This is a genomic window from Lactiplantibacillus sp. ME-2, assembly GCF_022549155.1.
In the GTDB taxonomy this organism is placed as follows: domain Bacteria; phylum Bacillota; class Bacilli; order Lactobacillales; family Lactobacillaceae; genus Lactiplantibacillus; species Lactiplantibacillus plantarum.
Map to the genome: position 1 here is coordinate 1 of NZ_JAKZEQ010000034.1, position 18,766 is coordinate 18,766.

At 44.1% G+C, this 18,766-nt stretch carries 21 protein-coding genes and 1 riboswitch; of the genes, 18 read left to right on the forward strand and 3 right to left on the reverse strand.

The genetic code is table 11. The annotated features are described in order from the left end of the window. The 12 genes from MMY95_RS11870 to MMY95_RS11925 form a co-directional block, all read left to right on the forward strand. A partial coding sequence (locus MMY95_RS11870; RefSeq protein ID WP_241277658.1) for a transposase occupies positions 1-211 on the forward strand: 211 nt, incomplete at its 5' end. A gap of 193 nt (positions 212-404) precedes the next feature. Continuing rightward, positions 405-548, forward strand: coding sequence for a hypothetical protein (locus tag MMY95_RS11875; RefSeq protein ID WP_003642964.1), 144 nt, complete (start codon positions 405-407; stop codon positions 546-548). Between the two features lie 211 nt (positions 549-759). After that, positions 760-1,116: a hypothetical protein gene (locus MMY95_RS11880; RefSeq protein WP_003642963.1), complete on the forward strand. Its 357-nt coding sequence runs from the start codon at positions 760-762 to the stop codon at positions 1,114-1,116. Between the two features lie 95 nt (positions 1,117-1,211). Then, on the forward strand, positions 1,212-1,655 hold the full coding sequence (locus MMY95_RS11885; RefSeq protein ID WP_003643508.1) for an Hsp20/alpha crystallin family protein: 444 nt from the start codon (positions 1,212-1,214) through the stop codon (positions 1,653-1,655). 232 nt (positions 1,656-1,887) lie between these two features. Further along, complete coding sequence (locus MMY95_RS11890; protein WP_003643507.1) at positions 1,888-2,394, forward strand: putative immunity protein; 507 nt, start codon at positions 1,888-1,890, stop codon at positions 2,392-2,394. A gap of 34 nt (positions 2,395-2,428) precedes the next feature. Next, on the forward strand, positions 2,429-2,794 hold the full coding sequence (locus MMY95_RS11895; RefSeq protein ID WP_003642960.1) for a hypothetical protein: 366 nt from the start codon (positions 2,429-2,431) through the stop codon (positions 2,792-2,794). A 67-nt stretch (positions 2,795-2,861) separates the two neighbouring features. Then, positions 2,862-3,962: an A/G-specific adenine glycosylase gene (mutY, locus tag MMY95_RS11900; RefSeq protein ID WP_003643506.1), complete on the forward strand. Its 1,101-nt coding sequence runs from the start codon at positions 2,862-2,864 to the stop codon at positions 3,960-3,962. A gap of 89 nt (positions 3,963-4,051) precedes the next feature. Beyond that, positions 4,052-4,375, forward strand: coding sequence for a hypothetical protein (locus MMY95_RS11905; protein WP_003642958.1), 324 nt, complete (start codon positions 4,052-4,054; stop codon positions 4,373-4,375). A gap of 269 nt (positions 4,376-4,644) precedes the next feature. Further along, positions 4,645-5,019, forward strand: coding sequence for a DUF488 family protein (locus tag MMY95_RS11910; RefSeq protein ID WP_003643505.1), 375 nt, complete (start codon positions 4,645-4,647; stop codon positions 5,017-5,019). 207 nt (positions 5,020-5,226) lie between these two features. Continuing rightward, positions 5,227-5,631, forward strand: coding sequence for a Spx/MgsR family RNA polymerase-binding regulatory protein (locus MMY95_RS11915; RefSeq protein ID WP_003643504.1), 405 nt, complete (start codon positions 5,227-5,229; stop codon positions 5,629-5,631). A gap of 170 nt (positions 5,632-5,801) precedes the next feature. Beyond that, positions 5,802-6,221, forward strand: coding sequence for a MarR family winged helix-turn-helix transcriptional regulator (locus MMY95_RS11920; RefSeq protein ID WP_053267152.1), 420 nt, complete (start codon positions 5,802-5,804; stop codon positions 6,219-6,221). 4 nt (positions 6,222-6,225) lie between these two features. After that, on the forward strand, positions 6,226-7,086 hold the full coding sequence (locus MMY95_RS11925; protein WP_003642954.1) for an NmrA family NAD(P)-binding protein: 861 nt from the start codon (positions 6,226-6,228) through the stop codon (positions 7,084-7,086). 204 nt (positions 7,087-7,290) lie between these two features. Here MMY95_RS11925 and MMY95_RS11930 read toward each other — a convergent pair whose 3' ends face one another. Beyond that, positions 7,291-7,791, reverse strand: coding sequence for a phosphatidylglycerophosphatase A (locus tag MMY95_RS11930; protein ID WP_003642953.1), 501 nt, complete (start codon positions 7,789-7,791; stop codon positions 7,291-7,293). Between the two features lie 207 nt (positions 7,792-7,998). On the opposite strand from MMY95_RS11930, the gene MMY95_RS11935 reads away from it, so the two are divergent. The 4 genes from MMY95_RS11935 (at position 7,999) to MMY95_RS11950 (ending at position 12,768) form a co-directional block, all read left to right on the forward strand. Continuing rightward, positions 7,999-8,895, forward strand: a complete 897-nt coding sequence (locus MMY95_RS11935; RefSeq protein WP_003643502.1) for an alpha/beta hydrolase — start codon at positions 7,999-8,001, stop codon at positions 8,893-8,895. A 287-nt stretch (positions 8,896-9,182) separates the two neighbouring features. Continuing rightward, the gene (locus tag MMY95_RS11940) at positions 9,183-10,565 is read left to right on the forward strand and encodes an amino acid permease (protein ID WP_053267151.1); all 1,383 of its coding nucleotides are present in this window, start codon (positions 9,183-9,185) and stop codon (positions 10,563-10,565) included. Positions 10,566-10,999: 434 nt separating this feature from the next. Next, on the forward strand, positions 11,000-12,424 hold the full coding sequence (locus MMY95_RS11945; RefSeq protein ID WP_241277659.1) for a Na+/H+ antiporter NhaC family protein: 1,425 nt from the start codon (positions 11,000-11,002) through the stop codon (positions 12,422-12,424). Between the two features lie 38 nt (positions 12,425-12,462). Next, on the forward strand, positions 12,463-12,768 hold the full coding sequence (locus MMY95_RS11950) for a hypothetical protein (RefSeq protein ID WP_046040704.1): 306 nt from the start codon (positions 12,463-12,465) through the stop codon (positions 12,766-12,768). Between the two features lie 60 nt (positions 12,769-12,828). Here MMY95_RS11950 and MMY95_RS11955 read toward each other — a convergent pair whose 3' ends face one another. Further along, complete coding sequence (locus MMY95_RS11955) at positions 12,829-13,929, reverse strand: SIS domain-containing protein (protein WP_202861183.1); 1,101 nt, start codon at positions 13,927-13,929, stop codon at positions 12,829-12,831. Positions 13,930-14,380: 451 nt separating this feature from the next. Beyond that, positions 14,381-14,479, forward strand: a riboswitch (purine riboswitch). Positions 14,480-14,556: 77 nt separating this feature from the next. On the opposite strand from MMY95_RS11955, the gene ade reads away from it, so the two are divergent. After that, complete coding sequence (gene ade, locus MMY95_RS11960) at positions 14,557-16,248, forward strand: adenine deaminase (RefSeq protein WP_003643498.1); 1,692 nt, start codon at positions 14,557-14,559, stop codon at positions 16,246-16,248. Positions 16,249-16,411: 163 nt separating this feature from the next. Here ade and MMY95_RS11965 read toward each other — a convergent pair whose 3' ends face one another. After that, the gene (locus MMY95_RS11965) at positions 16,412-17,596 is read right to left on the reverse strand and encodes a DUF2325 domain-containing protein (protein ID WP_053267149.1); all 1,185 of its coding nucleotides are present in this window, start codon (positions 17,594-17,596) and stop codon (positions 16,412-16,414) included. Positions 17,597-18,082: 486 nt separating this feature from the next. Between MMY95_RS11965 and MMY95_RS11970 the strand changes: the two genes are divergently transcribed. Next, on the forward strand, positions 18,083-18,751 hold the full coding sequence (locus tag MMY95_RS11970) for an MmcQ/YjbR family DNA-binding protein (RefSeq protein WP_015826060.1): 669 nt from the start codon (positions 18,083-18,085) through the stop codon (positions 18,749-18,751). Positions 18,752-18,766: the final 15 nt, after the last annotated feature.

Genomic DNA, 18,766 nt, shown 5'->3' on the forward strand with positions numbered 1-18,766 from the left:
AGTTCAGGCAATGATTAACGCTGAAGTCATTATTGCTAAACAGAGTGACCTTAGGAACGGTCAAGTGACCCCGCAACGCTGGGTTATCGAACGCAGTTTTAGCTGGCTAGGAAAATATCGGCGCCTCTGGCGCAATTGTGAGCGAAAGCTGAACACCAGTAAGATGATGATTAGCTTAGCCTTCCTGCGAATACTCTTGAAAAGATTCTAAACACGTTCTAAGATCAATACATTTGTCATATAATCCCCTCCTGAACATCTTAACTGTAAACTTAATTATTACAGAATTCAAGTAAGCAGTTTCAAAAAAGTTAAGCAAATTTGTGCCACTTTTTGAATTTAGACTTATAATGAACATGTAGCGAAGTTGTACTTCGCTGTCCAAGATAAAAGAGGCGATAATCATGGCACAAAAGCTTAGCAAGGAACAAAAAAAGGCTATGATTCAAAAAGCCGAAGAAGAACGTGCAAAGCATCCAAAGAAGAAGAGTGGCGTTTCCGGTTTCGAAACGATCGATGAAGATGCTAAAAAGTTATCTAATAACTAATAATTAGCGTGATTCTTCAGTTAGGGCGAGACATTGGTCGCGCCCTTTTATTTTGTCCAAAATGAGTGCACGGGATCGCCTGGTGATGATTGACTGGTTCGAGCAAAATTGCAGTTGGCACGGAGACTGATGGTCGGTTGTTAGCAATGCTATGACAGCCATCCATTTGAATAGCTGTCACATCAGTCTTGCAGTATAATAGCGGTAATTAATGATGGGGGTGACGCAAATGGATCAATTTACAGCGTTTATGGCGCAGCTTGATAAGACGTTGGCACAAGAGCAATTATCGTCTACTGATCTGGTGTACGTGCCAGTAACCTTTAGCTTCCATAATCAGCGCTTACAGGTTGCCATTAATATGCTCCAAACTTCATTTAATCAGGGTAATAATGTATTTGGGGTGCCTGATATTCTGGATCGAATCAGAATGTTGGTCGGTTTGGAATTAGCTGATCGCCCGCAGTCTCGCTGGCCTACGAAGATGACGACCCAGCAACTAACAATCACGCCACATAAAATGGTCAGGGTGATCCCAGTTGATATGCGGGCATATCAAGTGGAGTGATTTAGCACTCTGATACGGAGAGTGCTAAATTGTTGCAATCTTGATGAAAGTGCTTATTATTAATGATGTAAACAAATTGAAAGGGTGATTTCATAATGGCTAACGATATGATGAATTGGCACAATGATTTATTTGATCGGTTGAATGACTGGACTAAGATGGACGATTTGGTTAATGGATTCGGTCGGACATTCTTAAATGCTGGTAGTCATGGGTCGGTCCTAAAGACTGATATTAAAGAAAATGACGATCAGTACACGATGAAAGTCGATATTCCTGGAATCGATAAACAGAATATTGCCTTGAAGTATCGGGATGGCACATTATCGATTGCTGTAAAACGCGATAGTATTAGTGATGAAAGCGATAAAGATGGTAATATTATCGCGAGTGAACGTCAAACTGGTCGCTTTGGCCGGCAATATTCTTTACCCGACGTTGATGTTGACAAGATCGAAGCACGATATGAAAATGGTGTGTTGCAGTTAACTTTGCCAAAGAAGGCAGCTGCGGATACCCATCATATTGAAATTCAGTAATGGTTTATATGACGACTTGCCGCGATTGGTGGTAGGGCGTCTTTTTATTGTATTTATAGCGGATGAAACGGTTACAAAAATTTGTAAATTTTTGATGAAATCTGGAGTCAGATACTCACATCTTTGCTGGATTTCTGGTACAATTTAATCCTATCGATATATCAATTGAACTGAATATTGATAATGATAGGATATGTTTGTTGTCGGATTTGTAAGAAAGTAGGAATGCGTGATGACGGAAGGTTTTAGACCGAGTCACCCTAAGATTGAGATTGACGATGACCCTGGAATACGGGCTCAAATCGAAGCTTTGACTGGTGAACTCTCACAACAACAATTGGCTAAATGGGCGTTAATTATCGCCAAGAAAGCCTTGCAGTATGTTGATAACCAACAGAAATATGATCGACAATTGCGACTCGCAATTGATGCTAATGAATTGTGGCAAGTTAATCTTGTTAGTGGCTACCAGGTACGGCAGGCACTGGCACGATTGACTAAGTTAAGTGCAACGACGACGAGTTCCATTGGTGCGGCGGCACTGGACTGCGTTCGCTGGGCCGTAGCTTCCGCAGATGCGGATGAAAATGCGCTGCGGGCCTCGGACCAAGCAATTAAATTGGTTAATTTAACGCAACCAAATGACATGGTTGCGGTCACTGCCGAGCGTCAGTGGCAGTACGATCAGTTAGCTGGATTAGCAGCTAACATTCAGCAGGGGTTACGCCGTATGCTATAATCTTCACAGAGATTAAATTAGGTGGGGATATTTTATGGCAACGGTACATGCAGAAGCAAAGGCGGAGTTGTTACGTCAGTATCAAGAAATTGTAACGAAGTATTTAACGAATATTTCGGAAACAGTGGACGTGAAGGCGCATTTTGAATTAAAAAACGAACCAGGATTTAATTATTTTGTGGATTATTTGTTTTTAGCCAATGTTTGTTACCAAGCGAGTCTGGATATTTTGAATAATGAAGATCAAAAATATCCAGATATTAATAAGCGGCTGGCAGCGGTCATCTTAAAATACCCCGAGTATTTGACATTGGCCGTTTTCAATGCCGATTTCCAGGATGAAAGTGTGACGGATCACTACGAAAAAACACTCGTAGATTTGGCTAACACTTTGGATTAATTTGTAAATAAGATGGTCACGAACTTCGGATAGACGAAGCCTCGTGGCCTTTTTTGGAGGGTTAGTAATGATTGAATGGGATGCGGCAACAATTAAAGATTTTCAGACGACGCTATTAGATTGGTTTGATCACGAAGGCCGCGATTTACCATGGCGACATGACCATGAGCCTTACCACGTCTGGGTCTCTGAAATTATGTTACAGCAGACGCAGGTTCAAACTGTGATTCCTTATTATCAGCGCTTTATGGCACTTTTTCCAACGGTAGCGGACCTAGCTGCCGCACCTGAGTCACAGTTGTTAAAGGCGTGGGAGGGCCTGGGTTATTATTCACGTGTCCGCAATATGCAACGGTGTGCCAAACAATTGTTAACCGATTACGATGGACAGTGGCCTCAAACTGCCGCTGAGCTGACGGAGTTGATTGGGATTGGCCCGTACACTGCAGGAGCGATTGCCAGCATTGCGTTCAATGAACCAGTTCCAGCTGTGGATGGTAATGCCTATCGCGTCTTTAGCCGGTTGCTCAAGATTGATGCGGATATTGCGAAGCCCCAGACCCGCGCTGTTTTTGAACGGGTAATCAGTCAGATTATTTCACAAGAGCGACCTGGAGATTTTAACCAGGCGATTATGGACCTCGGTTCAAGCTACATGACAGCGCGGCAACCAGATACGGCTCATTCGCCGGTCAAACGCTTTAATCAAGCTTATTTGGATGGGGATGAGTTAGCCTATCCGGTCAAGACGAAGAAACCGCGGCCCAAGCCGGTTGCTTACGTGGCGGTATTAGCTAAGATGCAGGATCAGTGGTTGATGACGAAGCGACCGAGTAACGGGATGTTGGCTAATTTATGGACGGTTCCCCTGATTCCGATTGCAGATTTAGACTTAGATGATGATTACCAACCTGAAGAACTAGTTACGGCGGTAGAAAATTATTTTAAACGTGAATATCAGCTCCAGCTAACGGCCCATTATCTGACCGGGCGGCCTGTGACCCATACGTTTACGCATCAGAAGTGGACCATTCAAGGTTTGAGTGGTCAAGTTGGGTTAAGTGACTTAGCCTACTTTGCTGGTCAGACCTTTACGTTGATTGAGCGGCAGAAACTTCCAATGCCTAAGGTTCAAGAAAAAATTTTTGCACGCTATTCAATTGATTAATTCAGTCAACATTAAATACTTTTCACCCTTCAGATGTGCTATGGTTGTGGTAGAATATAGCAAATCAATATTGTGACGGAGGGTCGCGCATGTTAAATGTATTTGATATCGTTAAGTTAACAAAGATAGACCATAAAGAAGTCGACAGTAATCAAGTGGTTGTTACAGATGGTAACGGTAAGCCCAATGCGATTTTGACAGAATTATTGAATGATGTTGTGGGAAATATGCGGATCTTTATTAACATGGAAGATGTTTATTCGGTCGATGACTTAATGCGCGCATTGGCCGCCCATACGCCATTGCCACAAGATGTCTTAGAAGAATATGAAAAGGTATTGCGGGAACCGATTTATAACATTAATTTTGTGCCGAAAAGGGGCCAAGTTGAAGTTGTGATCGGTGAAGGCTAACGTGATTGTCATAATCATGATAAGATGTTAGTCAACTCATTGTGATGAAAATCAGGGCCATTCGTGGAACCTGATTTTTTTGTGCTGAATTGATGATAGTGGCTGTCACGAGGACTGATCAATATGTGGTTGCGGGAAAGTGTTGGTTCGATTTAACGATACCGGCACCTGCGTTATAATGGAGTCAACTTATGGTCATGAAATGTGATAGGTTATTGTAAATGGTCATAGATTGTTTACCGCATCGTACGATAGGAGGAGTGTTCATTATGCAATTAAAATTAGAACGGATTTACACGAAACCAGTTGATACGGATGGTTATCGGGTGTTGGTAGATCGCTTGTGGCCCCGGGGTATTTCGAAGGTTAACGCTCAGTTGGACAATTGGGTAAAGGAAATTGGCCCGTCGACCACGTTACGTAAGTGGTTCAATCATGAACCGGCGAAATATCCCGAATTTGTCGATCGTTACCGGGCTGAATTGGATGAGAATCCCCTGACGGCCAGCTTTATTAGTCAAGTTGCTGAACAACTGACGAAGACGAATGTGATCTTATTGTTCGGTGCCAAGGACGAACAACATAATCAGGCAGTGGTACTGCGTGATTACCTGAAGGATAGTGGTCAATTACCAACCGCTTAATATAAATTGCGTAATATTGGTATAGATGAAATTGGGATTAGGCCTGCAATAAACTGCGCCTATCAAATTATTTTAATTATTTTTTGAAAACGCTAGCAATTAGCTGCGAATTTTGCTATGATTATGTTGTTAATTAATGACGTCAACTATTACAGTGCACAATAATGGGGGCTGCATTGTTAGGCAAGCAAGATTGGGGATAATTTTATGATAAACTTATGTGTGTTACCAAGTACCGCAAGTTGTCGCAAGGCCCACCGGTGGTTACTCGAACACCGGATCCCGTTTCATGAACGTAATATGAATGCACAGCCGTTAACGGAGACTGAAATCAAGCACCTGCTACAGTACACGTACAATGGCATTGATGATTTGATCAGTACTAAGTCCAATGCTTATCACCAACTGAGTAAGACGACACCGATTGAAGATATGCCATTAAGCGAAGCTGTTCGGGTATTAAGCCAAACACCGCAATTATTGCGGCGGCCAATTATTTTTGACGATCACCGACTTCTGTGCGGCTTTAACCAAGATGAGATTCGGATGTTTATTCCACGTGAACAGCGCGTACTCAAGATGCAAGCAATGTCAGAACATCAGATGGCTTAAAATGATCGGCTTATGAGTTGATGCCGTGTTTTTGGGGCGAAACATTATAAAACAGTACTACTTACTTGCCAGTATAAACTGATTGGCACAGTTAAGCGGTGCTGTTTTGTGTGTAAATTGACAAATTACAGCCATTTAGTTAGTATACTAACTAAATAGTGGAGGGTAAAATGGATAATATTGGTTATTTACTAATGCAGTTTTCCAAACAGTTACGTTATCAGCTAAATCAACGGCTAATTGCTAACGGATTGACGATTCAACAATGGGCTGTGATGCAACAAATCAGTCTTTGGGTCGAAAGAACGGCGCAACAGCCGACTGCCAACCAGCTGTGCCACGTTCTCGATATGGACCGGCCGACGATGTCAGGAATTCTTCGACGCTTAGCTGCCAAGCAATTGGTTGAACAGGAAGTTAATCCAGCGGACCAGCGAGCAAAGCTACTACGCTTGACCCAAGTTGGCATACAAGAATTGCAGGCCGGCCAGCGTATTAGCGATCAGGTCGTTGCGACGGGGCTTCAGAAATTGACGGCTGCTGAAAAACAGTCTTTAAGACAACTGTTAAAAAAACTAGGGAGCAATTAATAAAATGAAAATACTGGTGATAGGTGGGACGGGAAATATTGGCTTACCGTTAATTCAATATCTAGATCAACAGGTGGGGGTGCAAGTTGTTGCTGGTGCCCACAACTTACATAAAGACGAGCAACTATTGGCTGCGTATCCGAACGTCGAAATTCGACGTTTTGATTTTTTAGACGAGACGACCTTTGATGCGGCGTTACGGGGAATCCAAAAGGTTTTTTTCGTGCGGCCACCACAACTTGCTAAACCCAAGCAAGATATGTGGCCCTTCCTAAAATGCTTACAAGCACACCACATTGAGCAGGTCGTATTTGTTTCGTTGATGGGTGTTGAGCATAATCCAATGACGCCACATCATCAAATCGAGCAGATGATCGAACAGTTACAGTTACCGTACACATTCATTCGACCGAGCTTCTTTATGCAAAATTTGAATACCACGCATCGCGTCGACATTCAGCAAAATCACGATTTGTTTATCCCAGCCGGGCGGTCGAAGACGAGTTTTATTGATACACGTGATATTGGTGAGATTGCGGGCGTGGCGTTACTAGATACACAATATTTACAACAGAAATTGACTGTGACTGGTCCAGAAGCGTTGACTTATCAGCAAATTGCGGCGCTAATGACTGAATCCTTTGGTCACCCGGTAACGTATCATCGACCGAGCTTATGGCGGTTTCGCCGCGTGATGTTGAAGCGGGGAATCAAGAAGGACTATGTTAATGTTATGGTAATGCTGTATTTGATTACCCAGTTGGGCAACGCTAAACGCGTGACCGATACGGCTGAAAAAGTGCTGGGTCACGCTCCGCATACGATGACAACTTACTTACGAGATTATGCGGATCAGTTACAGTAGTTAGGTCGAGGAGTAGACATGTCATTTGACAGTTGTGGGTTAATTCAGTGGTGAGCATGGTCAACAAAAAAACAGTTACCTCATTTTGAGGTAACTGTTTTTTAGCGGACATATCCAGTACAGACTAGCTAATTCAAGCAAACAGGCATTGAAGTAGGATGCCTGCTGATTTTTATAAGCGATAACGACTAGCAAATACAATGCTTAGGCATACTTATGTGCAATTTTAGCCGCAACGGCCGCCGCGATCGCACCAACTAGGTCATCAATAAACGTGTTAACAACGCCTGACTTATCAGTATCTAACTTCTTAATGACGCCTTCTTTAACTTTATCCACGTAACCATAATTAGTGACGCCGATGGTGCCGTAAATATTCGCCATATTAAGTGCTAAGCCTTCATCAACACCGAAGACGCCGGCGTCACTGGCAATGATAGATTGGAGCGGCTCGTTTAGCTGGCCTTCTGTGGCAAGGCGGTCGAGTTCTAACGCAACCATCGCATTGTTCAATAGTTCGCGCTTGTGCAGTACTTCTTGCGTCTCCATTTCGCACTCTTCGATCGTTAAGTTAGGGACGTATTTTGTTTGTAAGTTATAAGTGATATGCGCAATTTCATGATAAGTAATCCCTTTTGCGGCTAAGGCTTGAATGACGAACTCATACGCAGCCTTATCAGGATATTTAAACGTTGGTTTTTCCATAGTTACCCTCCAGAAATAAACAATTTGAGTAGGTTAGTTATTTAACCTAGTAAGTCCATTATAACGAGATGAGTGGCTAAAGAATATGATTTGGGTTCAATATTCGTTGGTGCGGGTTAAAAAGGCGATTGTTGAAAACGATGACTGGTTATTTTAATTGAAACGCGTAAAATAAGACTGTTAAACATAATGAAGGGTAAGATAATTTTGATGAAACGTTGGCGAACGGTGATTCAATTGTTATTGATTGTTTTTGTTATCGGTGCGGCTGTGATTTTAGTTGGGGCCCGGAATCATGATACCAAGATTACGAAAGTAACGAGTCAATTGACACCGCGTTCTGCACGAATATTAAAGAATCAATATGACCAGTCAAAGACAGCGACGGTCTTTTTACATGGCTACAATGGTGGGGCGTATTCGACGAACTATCTGATTCGTAAAGCCGAAAAAGCGGGGGCTGCCCAAAAAGCGTTAGTGGTGCACGTGTACAAGAATGGTGTGATGGCCTTTAAGGGTTATTGGCAAAAGTCAATCAAGAATCCGATGGTTCAAGTTGTTTTTCAAGATAATCACGCCTCACAAAAAGCCCAGATTTATTGGTTACACCAAGTCTTAGTCCAACTAAAAGCGAAGTATGGCGTCAAAGCTTATAATGCGGTTGGTCATTCCCTCGGGGCCAATGATATTGTCAATCAGGCATTGAAGTATGGGCATGACAAACGCTTACCAACGTTGAATAAAATCGTGACGATTGGCGGACCGTTCGATGGCCTGACCGGGTTTCTGAGCACGCAGACGGAAGCAACGGTCCGGCGCTTGGATGTTAAACCAAGTCGTTTCACGAAGCATTTTTCAGAAATGCTCAAGTATCGCCACAATTTTCCAGACAACGTGAAACTACTCAATGTCTATGGAGATACAAACACGGGGTATAACAATGATGGTTTTGTGGGTGTCGCTTCAGCGCGCTCAATTCGGTACTTGTTGCGCGGAAAATTAGCACAGTATCAAGAAGCTTTCTATAGTGGGGAACAGGCGGCGCATTGCGCGTTGAATCAGAATCCAAGTGTCGCTCACAAGATGATTGCCTTTTTGTGGTAAGTGTTATTGTGTCAGGATGGGTGCATTAAATAAATGAGGTCGTTCGGGTAAATACTTGGGCGGCTTTTTTCGTAGCGCCAAATTAGGCGGTCAAACGCAGCAACTACAGTTTTGGTGACGTTTTCAATAAGGAAGACAGCTTTAGAAAACAAAGTATTGCGACCTATTCGTCGTTAAAAACAGGGGTTAACAGTTAAAAATCGCAATTAAGTGAAAGCTAGAGCGTGCTATAATGACACAACATTAAATTTTAGCAACAAAGTCATTAAAATTTGTGGAGGGGTTTTATGAAAATAACTAATGCTGATGGCACAATCCGGGCGCTTAGTAACCGGCATGTCCAAATGATTGCAATTGGTGGCACGATTGGGACAGGATTATTTCTTGGTTCAGGGAGTACGATTTCAAAGACGGGACCGTCAGTCATGTGGGTGTACTTGGTGTTGGGCTTCTTCTTCTTTTTAATGATGCGGGCAATTGGTGAGATGTTCTATTCTGATCCTACCCAACACACATTCGTGGCGTTTATTTCCCGCTATTTGGGACCGAGTGTTGGTCATTTTACAGGGTGGACCTATTGGATCGGTTTGATTTTTGTCTGTATGGCTGAGCTGACGGCTACGGCAACGTATGTCAAATTTTGGTTACCAAATGTCCCCGCCTGGCTAATTGAGATTAGCTTCCTGTTAATTTTGGCGGGCGTTAATTTAACGGCTGCACGGTTATTTGGCGAAGCAGAGTTCTGGTTTGCGATGATTAAGATCGTCGCAATCATTGCACTGATTGTCACTGGTATTTTCATGATGGTGGGACATCACCCAACCCCATTAGGCCAGGCTTCAATCGGCAATTTGTTCCATAATTATCAGGTCTTTCCCAATGGGATAGCTAACTTTATCTCGGCATTTCCAATGGTCTTCTTTGCTTTTCAGGGCATTGAATTTGTCAGTATAACGATTGGTGAGGCCAAGAACCCTCACCGCGTTATCAAAAAGGCGGTCAATGAAACTTTGTTGCGGATTTTGTTGTTTTATATTGGTGCGTTAATTGTCATTATGGGCATTATTCCGTGGACGTCACTGTCACCCGATAGCAGTCCGTTTGTGCAAGTCTTCAAGTTGGCAGGGTACCCAGCAGCGGCCGCCATCATTAACTTTGTCGTCTTAACGTCGGCAGCCTCATCGCTAAATAGTTGTTTGTTCTCAGCTGGACGTCACTTCTATCAGCTAGCTACTGAAATGCCAGTTACGAGTCGCATGCACCAAATCTTTGGTCAGATTTCGAAAAGTGGTGTGCCGGCAGCAGCAATCGTGTTGTCCGCGGTACTAGTGCTAGTGACCCCCATCATGAGTTTAAGTGCTGCAACGACGGCAGTTTTTACCGTCGTGACCGGGATCTCTAGTGATATGTACCTGATTGTTTACACGCTGGCGATGCTGGCCCACCGGAAGTACCGGCTATCTAATGACTATCTGGCGGATGGGTTTAAGATGCCGGCGTACCGAATCACGAGCCCACTGACGATTGCCTTTTTTGTTCTCATTTTTGCCAGTCTATTCTTCATTCAAGCTGATATTGTCGGTGCAATCGGTGCGATTATTTGGACGTTACTATTTGGTGGCATCACTTTTGCCCACCAAGCGCGCTTGCGAGCTGCAACGCGGTCGTAGCCTTAAAATGAGAATCATATTATAAAATGGCTTGACGATGATAAAGGATGGTGGTATTGTTAATCACAAGTTAATAACTGTACGATAACGTTACATCAAGTAGACATAGTGGTAGGTGTCAGGAAGCCGGTGGTTGCTGCGAACCGGTCAGCTACTATGATTGAAATACGGTAACCGAGTTTCGACTGAACGGATAATAACTAGAACCGTTATCTTCTAGTGAGTGGTGGATTAAGTGTCAATAATCCGCAACCTGGGTGGTACCGCGACTAGTCTAATCGTCCCTGTTGTTTATATGAACAATGGGGACGATTTTTTTGATGAAGAGGATGAGAATAATGACAAATCAACGCTGTGGTGGGATTGCACGATATTAAAATTTTGATGATGAATATGCGTCACTGGAATTTTATCAATCGAAGGGGTAATAAATTATGAACAAAACAAAAGCACCACAAATTAGTACCTTAGAAGCAGTCATTGTCTTACTGGTCGTCCTCGGAATTATGAGTGCGGGTGTGATTGGTTGGGGATTATCGCCCCAAGTTCCCGTATTACTCGCAATGGGCGTTGTCACTGCTTGGGCGATGTTGCGCGGTTTTCCATGGTCAGCAGTTAATGCCGGGATTAAAGAGGGCATTGATAAAGGAATCGTGCCAATCTTCATCTTTATTCTCATTGGTGCGATGATTTCAACTTGGATTGCGGCGGGAACGATTCCCACACTCATGGTGATTGGATTCAAAATCATTAATATTCAGTGGTTTTTGCCATCAGTCTTTATTGTTTGTACCCTAGTCGGTGCGGCGGTCGGCAGTGCCTTTACGGTAACATCGACGGTCGGAATTGCCTTTTTCGGCATGGGCGTGACCATGAATCTGAATCCAGCCTTAGTTGCCGGTGCAATTATCAGTGGTGGAATCTTCGGCGATAAATTATCACCATTATCAGAAACCAATAATTTAGCTTCAGCCGTAGTGGATACTGATCTTTTTACGCACATTAAGCATATCTTATGGAGCACGCTACCGGCCGGGCTCATTTCATTAGGCTTGTTTGCTATGCTGGGGCACAGTAATACGGAGACAAGCTTAGCCAAGATCAATCAAACAGTTGCGGTTTTAAATGGTCATTTCAGTATCTCAGCCTTGGCATTATTACCAATCGTCTTAGTCTTCATTTGTGCCGGGTTTAAAATGCCAGCCATTCCAACGATGCTTTTAAATATTTTTATTTCGGCGGGCTTGATTCTATTTGAACAGCCTGAGTTATCACTGGCGAAGTTAACCGCCATTATTAACACGGGATTTGTTTCGAAGACGGGGAATACGAGTGTTGATACGTTGCTTTCACGGGGCGGAATCGTCAGCATGATGAGTATGGTCGCGTTAATTGTGGTTACGCTATCCTTAGGAGGATTATTGGTCAATTTTGGACTGATCAATCAAATTATGACCCCGGTTGCTAAGCACTTGAATAGCGATGGCAAGTTAGTATTGGCGGGTGTATTAACTTGTATTGGTGTCAACGTGTTTGTTGGTGAACAATTTCTTTCGATTATCTTACCAGGGCGCGCTTTTCGCCAGGCATTCAATGATGGTGGCTTATCCGGAAATGCACTGGGGCGGGTCCTTGAAGATGGCGGTACGGTGATCAATTACCTAGTCCCGTGGGGCGTTGGCGGCGTCTTCCTGACGACGACGCTGGGAGTACCAACCGTCCAATACTTACCATTTGTTTTCTTCAGTTTACTTTGTCCAGTTATCTCGGTAATCAGCGGTTTCACTGGTGTTGGTATGGCGCACTTGAATCAGCGAACTGCAGTGAAAACTAAGCATGTGACTGCAACGGAGGTTTAATCGTTGGTCGATCAGTTCACTTTAGGGAAGGTTGACGAATGACTGTTAAAATAGTTACTTTATGTGGGTCTAGAAAATATGCGGCAGTATTTGAAACGGTTGAACTGGCTCTGAGTAAACAAGGTGTTATTGTTTTAAAGCCAGTTTTCAGTGATGAAGTATTAACACCAATTGAACTTCAGAATTTACGCCAGACACATTTGAAAAAAATCGACTTGGCAGATGAAGTAGTGGTCATTAATGTTGCTGGCTACATTGGTGAGCGGACTAGGCAAGAAATTGGCTATGCGCAGCGTCAACATAAGAGAATTCGGTATTACGCAGTTACGGAAAACGAGCATTAATTAAAATGACCAGTATCGAAGAATATCGATACTGGTCATTTTGCGTTGATTTAGTAATCTTTACTTGAGTTTAGTAGCCGCTTGAAAATCTGCGTACATGGGATGGTTCAAATTGATCCCGCGTGATTTGGCAATGAACCAAGCTAAGACTTGGAACGGGATAATCGCAAGTAGTGGGGCTTTATACGGATCAGCAACGGCTTCGAGCTGGAGGGTTTGATCATCATTGACGGTCGGTTGGTCACCAGTGAGACTGATGGTATAAATGTGGGGCGTTAATCGCGATTCGTACGTCTTGACGGCCTGTAATTGGGTCATGACAGCCGGGTCTGTATTGATTTCAAGATAGAACTGACAGTGATCTTCATGCGTCCCCATAAAGCCACCGTGGGTAAATGAGGCTAATGAGTAACCATGCGTTGGTACCCGGAGGATTTCGGTGAATTTGGCTTGCATTTCAGTTAGTGTTCCAGCTAGGACGTTAGCACCGATAGCTGTAAATTGAGGGGCGTTAGTGAAATCAATAGTGAACTTACGGTAGAAGTCGTTCGCCCGTTGAACAGTTGGATTCATGCTTTCAATCAGAAAACTGAACTCGTCTAATTCTTGATTGACTGCTAATTCGGTTAACCGTGCTTGAAGGGCAGCACTGCGGACGGCAAGCAACATTAAAGTGAGCACGATGGCTTGAAAGCTTAGTGTAATATAGGGCACTGATTCTTTGCCAGTTAGTAAGTCACAAGTTGCATCGGCCATTGCGGTCAGAGTAGTCGATTTTTGATTAGTCACGATAATGACATGAGCTTGACTGGCCGTGTGGGCTTTTTCGATTGCCGCTTGCATGGTTGGATCATCATCTTTTAGAGAAATCCCGATAACAACATCGACACTGGGATCAGCTTCCTCATAAGTGACGTAGAGGTCGGCCGCAGCAATGGTCACTTGGAGGGCGGCCGTCTTTTGCATGTATAAGCGGGCGGTGTTGGCGGCGTTGAGTCTTGAACCAGTTGCGAGGATCAACCAGTGTTGTGGATGATCAGGGGTGGCAGTCAAGGCCGCCGTAATCTGTTTGGGATAATTGGTTAACAACCGCTCTAGTACTGGCTGTTCCCGACGAATGTATGAGAGCATGGTCGGATTATTCATCATCATCAAAATCATCAGCTCCTAAAAAATAGTTATGTATATTAATATTAATTTAGCTTTATTGTAAACGTAAATGAACTTATAGTCAGCAAAAGAATGTTTAAAAATATGACTGTTGATTAATCGTAGCGGGTCCGCTTTAAATCAAAGGCGACTGCTCGCAAATCATTATAAAAGACGACTTAACGGCCAACGGTTTTATTCACGGGCTTGCCATTATCGGAACATGTTGCGTTTCAATGTACGCAGAACAACATCCTAATCAGCATTCTGGTTAGATGGCGTCACCAGTAAGGGACCTTGTCGCAAATCGTATGCCGTTCATTTAAAATGCCAGCGCTGTTTGTGGCAGACCCGACATTGATTTAGGTGAATATTCATGTCTAGTTCTAAGTTCATTGTACCAATCATTTATGATAATTAGGGCTTGCATGTAACTGAAAAGGCTGGTAAAGTAAGGAACAATTTATCAATACAACTAATTGCCTATATAATGCCATGATATGGATGGCGAGTTTCTACCCAGTGCCGTAAACACTGGACTATAAGCGAATTGAGTCGACGGGTCTACACTGCTTAATTTGCCGTGTGGACCCGTTTGCTTTCTCCGTAGGCAGACTGACTAGTGAGGAGAAAATAACGATGACGAAGACAGTTGAAATGGTGATTACTGGTGCACAAGTGTTAAACGTTTATACCCGTGAATTTGAAGCCACCAGTTTGTGGATCGATCACGGCCGGATTATTAGTAACTTGCGTGACGAGCCGTACATAGCGGCCCAGCATGTCGATGCGACCGGTCAGTGGATCGTTCCCGGCATGATCGATGCACATGTGCATATGGAGAGTTCGATGGTGGCACCTAGCGAGTTGGGAAAAGTCTTACTACAGCACGGCGTCACGACAATTGCGACTGATCCACATGAACTTGCCAATGTTGCGGGTATTGCTGGCATTCAGTACCTAATTGATGATGCGCGCCAAACACCACTAGATGTCTGTTTTATGCTACCGTCATCGGTACCGTGTGTTCCCTTTGATGATAACGGGGCAACGCTACATGCTGCTGACTTGCGCCCACTTTACCAACAGTCGGAGGTTCGGGGACTGGCGGAAGTAATGGACTATGGGGCCGTTGCGCGTGGTGATACTGACACCCTGGCTAAAATTAGTGATGCCTATGCGTATGGCTATCATGCGGATGGTCACGCTGCCGGTTTGAATGCGCATCAGCTCAATGTGATGCGCAATGCGGGACTAGACACTGATCATGAATGTATGACAGTGGCAGAAGCACAGAATCGTGTGCGGGCTGGTATGGCTGTTTTCTTGCGTGAAGGGACGGTTGAACGCGATGTTTTGCCGACGATTGGTGCAGTGACCGAAGCTAATGCTAGCCGGTTTGCTTTTTGTACGGATGATAAGACGATTAGTGACTTGCTCACAGAAGGGTCGATCGATTATAACGTGCGCCTAGCTATGCAGAGCGGGATGCGTCCTGAACTAGCCTACACATTGGCTAGTCTCAACGGCGCGATGGCGCATCGTTTAAGTGATCGGGGTAGTCTGTCAGCCGGGCAGTTGGCAGATTTAGTGGTCTTAGATGATCTCGAACACGTTAGGATTGCGCGGACGATGAAGCGGGGACAGTGGATATTACCAAGCACGACAAAACCATTGCCGTTTACTGCAACGCGTGTTCAGCACCATGCACAACTAGCCGACTTCCAATTACCACTAGCGACCGGGTTGGCAAATGTAATTGGTGTGCAGCCGAACCATATCGAGACGGATCACTTAACACTCCCGATTGATGCAACGCAGAATTTTGAAGCGGATTGCCAACGTGATATTCTCAAAATGGTTGTCATCGAGCGCCATCATAACACGGGCAAGGTGGGCGTCGGCTTAGTTCATGGCTTCGCACTTAAACAGGGAGCTATCGCTGGTACGGTGGCACATGATGCTCATAATATTGTTGCGGTCGGAACGTCGGATGCCGCAATCTTACGGGCGGTAGCCCAGATTACTCAAGATAACGGGGGAATTGCGGTCGTTGACAATGAACAAGTGCTAGCGACCATGCCGCTTGCCATTGGGGGCTTGCTGTCTGCAGCGAGCTATCAAAAAGTTGCTGAACAGTTGGCCGAACTTAAACGAGCGTATGAGGTCATTAGCGAGCGGCCACTTAGCTTTGATCCGTTCATTACGCTATCGTTTTTGACATTACCCGTGATTCCAACGTTGAAGTTAACGGCACGGGGGTTATTCGATTACGCGACCTTTGACTTTATTCCAGTTGCGATTCAGGATAACCAGCGCCAAACAGTTTAAGTACAATCGTTCGGTGACTGAAATTAGGCTATGATGTGTCTGCTACTGAACAACGATGTAGTTTAAGGCTTGTGCCGAAATATGTTTAAAGCCCCGCAATAGCTAAACGTTTTAGTTAGCTGCTGCGGGGCTTTTACTGTGGTTTTAATGGGCTAAATGGCCGCTACTGTGAAGCGTCATTAATGCGGGGGTAGCTAATGGGGTTGCCACTCTCATAAGCGGGAAGATCAGCAATTCCGCGGTAAACGGCTCGTTCAATCTGCTGCAGCCCGCCGCCATCAGCAATCGTCATTTTAATACCGTAATGCTTGACAGCTTTATTCAGTGTTTTGGAGGTGGCGTGTTTATTCTGATTCTGAATCATGACCACGAGGTCTGCTTGACCGATTTGCCGGTAATAGAAGTTGGTGCTATTACTGTGTTTAAAAGCATCAATCAATAAGGTGTGCCCGTTGTGCTCATCAATGAGTTGCGTGATCTGTGTTCGGCGCGTACCAACGTCGCCCATGACGATGGCAACTGTTTTTTCGTGCAGATCAAAGTCTAAGGTGCGTAGCGTCACTGGTACGGTGGTTGTGTGGACAGTGGCCTTTTTAGCTGGTTTGGCTGCTTTATTCGAGGTCGGTTGACTCGAACTATGATGAACGTAACGAATAACCACCTTCTCAGGCCGCTCCTTATACCAAGCTAGGTCGACTAATTGACCATTACTGATGCGCTGATACTGCGCTTCTTGACTAGTGAACGTAACATCGTTCATTGCCGGATTGAGCGACGATAAGGTTGTGCCGTTATAATCTTGTTCGATGTGATAAGTATCATCGGTGTCTTGATAATGAACAACGAAAAATGCTGCGACAGTAATCGGATCCGCTGTAGTAGCGTGACTAACGATTTTATCAATATAAGGTTGTCGATGTTGCCGTAAATTTTGTTCTAACAGGACCTGATCATCGTGGTGAATCACCAGTTGTCGGGCCAAAATTTCATCGTAGTGGTAGCGTGGTGTGCCGGTCGGATCATTGGGGTCGACTAAATCAAACCCCTTTAAACCGCGCTTTACTTGCATGATTGTTTGCCCATTGGATTGTGCAAAAGTTGTTTTGACGGATGATGATGAATCTTCCGCGTTTGCTTGCGTAGCGTGGCCGCTGGTCTCATTGTGTGCGTTACTAGTGGCTAGTCTAGCTATGCGTGCATTATCCGAATCTACGATGGTATCAGGATCAAGCGCCAGGTTTAAGATTTCCTGAATCGCTTTGGCACCCTTGGCGAGGCCTTCATCGGTAGGTTGAATCATGGTCAATGTTCGGGCAATGGCGGTACGATAATCGCGATATTTTTTCAAATTAGGACCTCCGTTATTATTTAGTAAATTGGTCAGCGCAGACATGGTTCTGTGCTGACCAAAAAGATATTTGGTACAGGGTCAGGTCATAACCAACGATATGTATGTGTTAATACCACGAGCCAAAATGATTGTGTTATGCTGGTTTAAAGAACCAAGTAGGTCATCAATTGCCAGTACTTATCAACTATTGTGCCATAGATTGTGGCTGGACGGGTATAAAAAAACAATAAAAACGAGTTAGTGAAGTCTTTTCAAGATTAGCTGAGCTTTAGCGCAAGTATTGGCTGATTGGAACAATGGCAATTGTTGTGAAAGGTCGGCTTACTAACACAGCAATGGTCAATTGAATTGGCCTTACGGGTGATTACTTATAAAATGATATAGCGGCTATCAGACGACAACGAGTGCGTTGACTTGTTTGTGGATTGCAATAGTCGAGCATCACATTCAGGATAAGTGGGAATGAAGTTGGAGGCGCAGCAGATGGCAAGAGTTAGATTTGAGAATAAACGGGTCAATATGAGCAAACTCAGTCAGTTTGGATTTGAACCCAATCAGAATGGTCAGTATCAGTTCCGAACTTTAATTATGCAAGGCCAATTTGAAATGATAATCGAGTTGAACACTGATGGCAGTCTGAACACAACATTAACGGATACGACGACTAGTGAAGTATATGTTTTACACCTGACATCCCAAGCCCATGGTCAGTTTGTAGGTCAAGTAGCGCAGGCCTATCAAGATGTTTTATACAACATCGAACAGCATTGTTACGATAATGACGTCTTCCAATCGACCCCGGAGCGTAAGCTGATTGCGCAAGTCAAAGCTGTTTATGGTGACGATCTTGAGTTCTTGTGGCCTAAATTTCCACAAAACGCGGTTTGGCGACGCTCAGACACGCACAAATGGTATGGCGCATTATTGACGGTAACTTCCGATAAACTGGCGTTGCCGGGCGCAACACATGTTGTGACGGTATTAGATTTGCGAGCGCGCCCAGAAGACTTATCTATGCTGATTGATGGACAACATTATTTACCGGGCTATCATATGAATAAGAAACATTGGTATTCAATTTTGCTTGATGATGTGGTACCACTTGCCACGATTATGGACGACGTAAAAGTTAGTTATATGTTGGCCAAGTAAGGCTTGAATGTAAGT

What these genes read in the sequence shown, in the direction of transcription:
- MMY95_RS11875 (WP_003642964.1), top strand. Translation starts at nt 405, where the DNA reads ATGGCACAAAAGCTTAGCAAGGAACAAAAAAAGGCTATGATTCAAAAA.
- MMY95_RS11880 (WP_003642963.1), top strand. Translation starts at nt 760, where the DNA reads ATGATGGGGGTGACGCAAATGGATCAATTTACAGCGTTTATGGCGCAG.
- MMY95_RS11885 (WP_003643508.1), top strand. Translation starts at nt 1,212, where the DNA reads ATGGCTAACGATATGATGAATTGGCACAATGATTTATTTGATCGGTTG.
- MMY95_RS11890 (WP_003643507.1), top strand. Translation starts at nt 1,888, where the DNA reads ATGACGGAAGGTTTTAGACCGAGTCACCCTAAGATTGAGATTGACGAT.
- MMY95_RS11895 (WP_003642960.1), top strand. Translation starts at nt 2,429, where the DNA reads ATGGCAACGGTACATGCAGAAGCAAAGGCGGAGTTGTTACGTCAGTAT.
- mutY (WP_003643506.1), top strand. Translation starts at nt 2,862, where the DNA reads ATGATTGAATGGGATGCGGCAACAATTAAAGATTTTCAGACGACGCTA.
- MMY95_RS11905 (WP_003642958.1), top strand. Translation starts at nt 4,052, where the DNA reads ATGTTAAATGTATTTGATATCGTTAAGTTAACAAAGATAGACCATAAA.
- MMY95_RS11910 (WP_003643505.1), top strand. Translation starts at nt 4,645, where the DNA reads ATGCAATTAAAATTAGAACGGATTTACACGAAACCAGTTGATACGGAT.
- MMY95_RS11915 (WP_003643504.1), top strand. Translation starts at nt 5,227, where the DNA reads ATGATAAACTTATGTGTGTTACCAAGTACCGCAAGTTGTCGCAAGGCC.
- MMY95_RS11920 (WP_053267152.1), top strand. Translation starts at nt 5,802, where the DNA reads ATGGATAATATTGGTTATTTACTAATGCAGTTTTCCAAACAGTTACGT.
- MMY95_RS11925 (WP_003642954.1), top strand. Translation starts at nt 6,226, where the DNA reads ATGAAAATACTGGTGATAGGTGGGACGGGAAATATTGGCTTACCGTTA.
- MMY95_RS11930 (WP_003642953.1), bottom strand. Translation starts at nt 7,791, where the DNA reads ATGGAAAAACCAACGTTTAAATATCCTGATAAGGCTGCGTATGAGTTC.
- MMY95_RS11940 (WP_053267151.1), top strand. Translation starts at nt 9,183, where the DNA reads ATGAAAATAACTAATGCTGATGGCACAATCCGGGCGCTTAGTAACCGG.
- MMY95_RS11945 (WP_241277659.1), top strand. Translation starts at nt 11,000, where the DNA reads ATGAACAAAACAAAAGCACCACAAATTAGTACCTTAGAAGCAGTCATT.
- MMY95_RS11950 (WP_046040704.1), top strand. Translation starts at nt 12,463, where the DNA reads ATGACTGTTAAAATAGTTACTTTATGTGGGTCTAGAAAATATGCGGCA.
- MMY95_RS11955 (WP_202861183.1), bottom strand. Translation starts at nt 13,929, where the DNA reads ATGATTTTGATGATGATGAATAATCCGACCATGCTCTCATACATTCGT.
- ade (WP_003643498.1), top strand. Translation starts at nt 14,557, where the DNA reads ATGACGAAGACAGTTGAAATGGTGATTACTGGTGCACAAGTGTTAAAC.
- MMY95_RS11970 (WP_015826060.1), top strand. Translation starts at nt 18,083, where the DNA reads ATGGCAAGAGTTAGATTTGAGAATAAACGGGTCAATATGAGCAAACTC.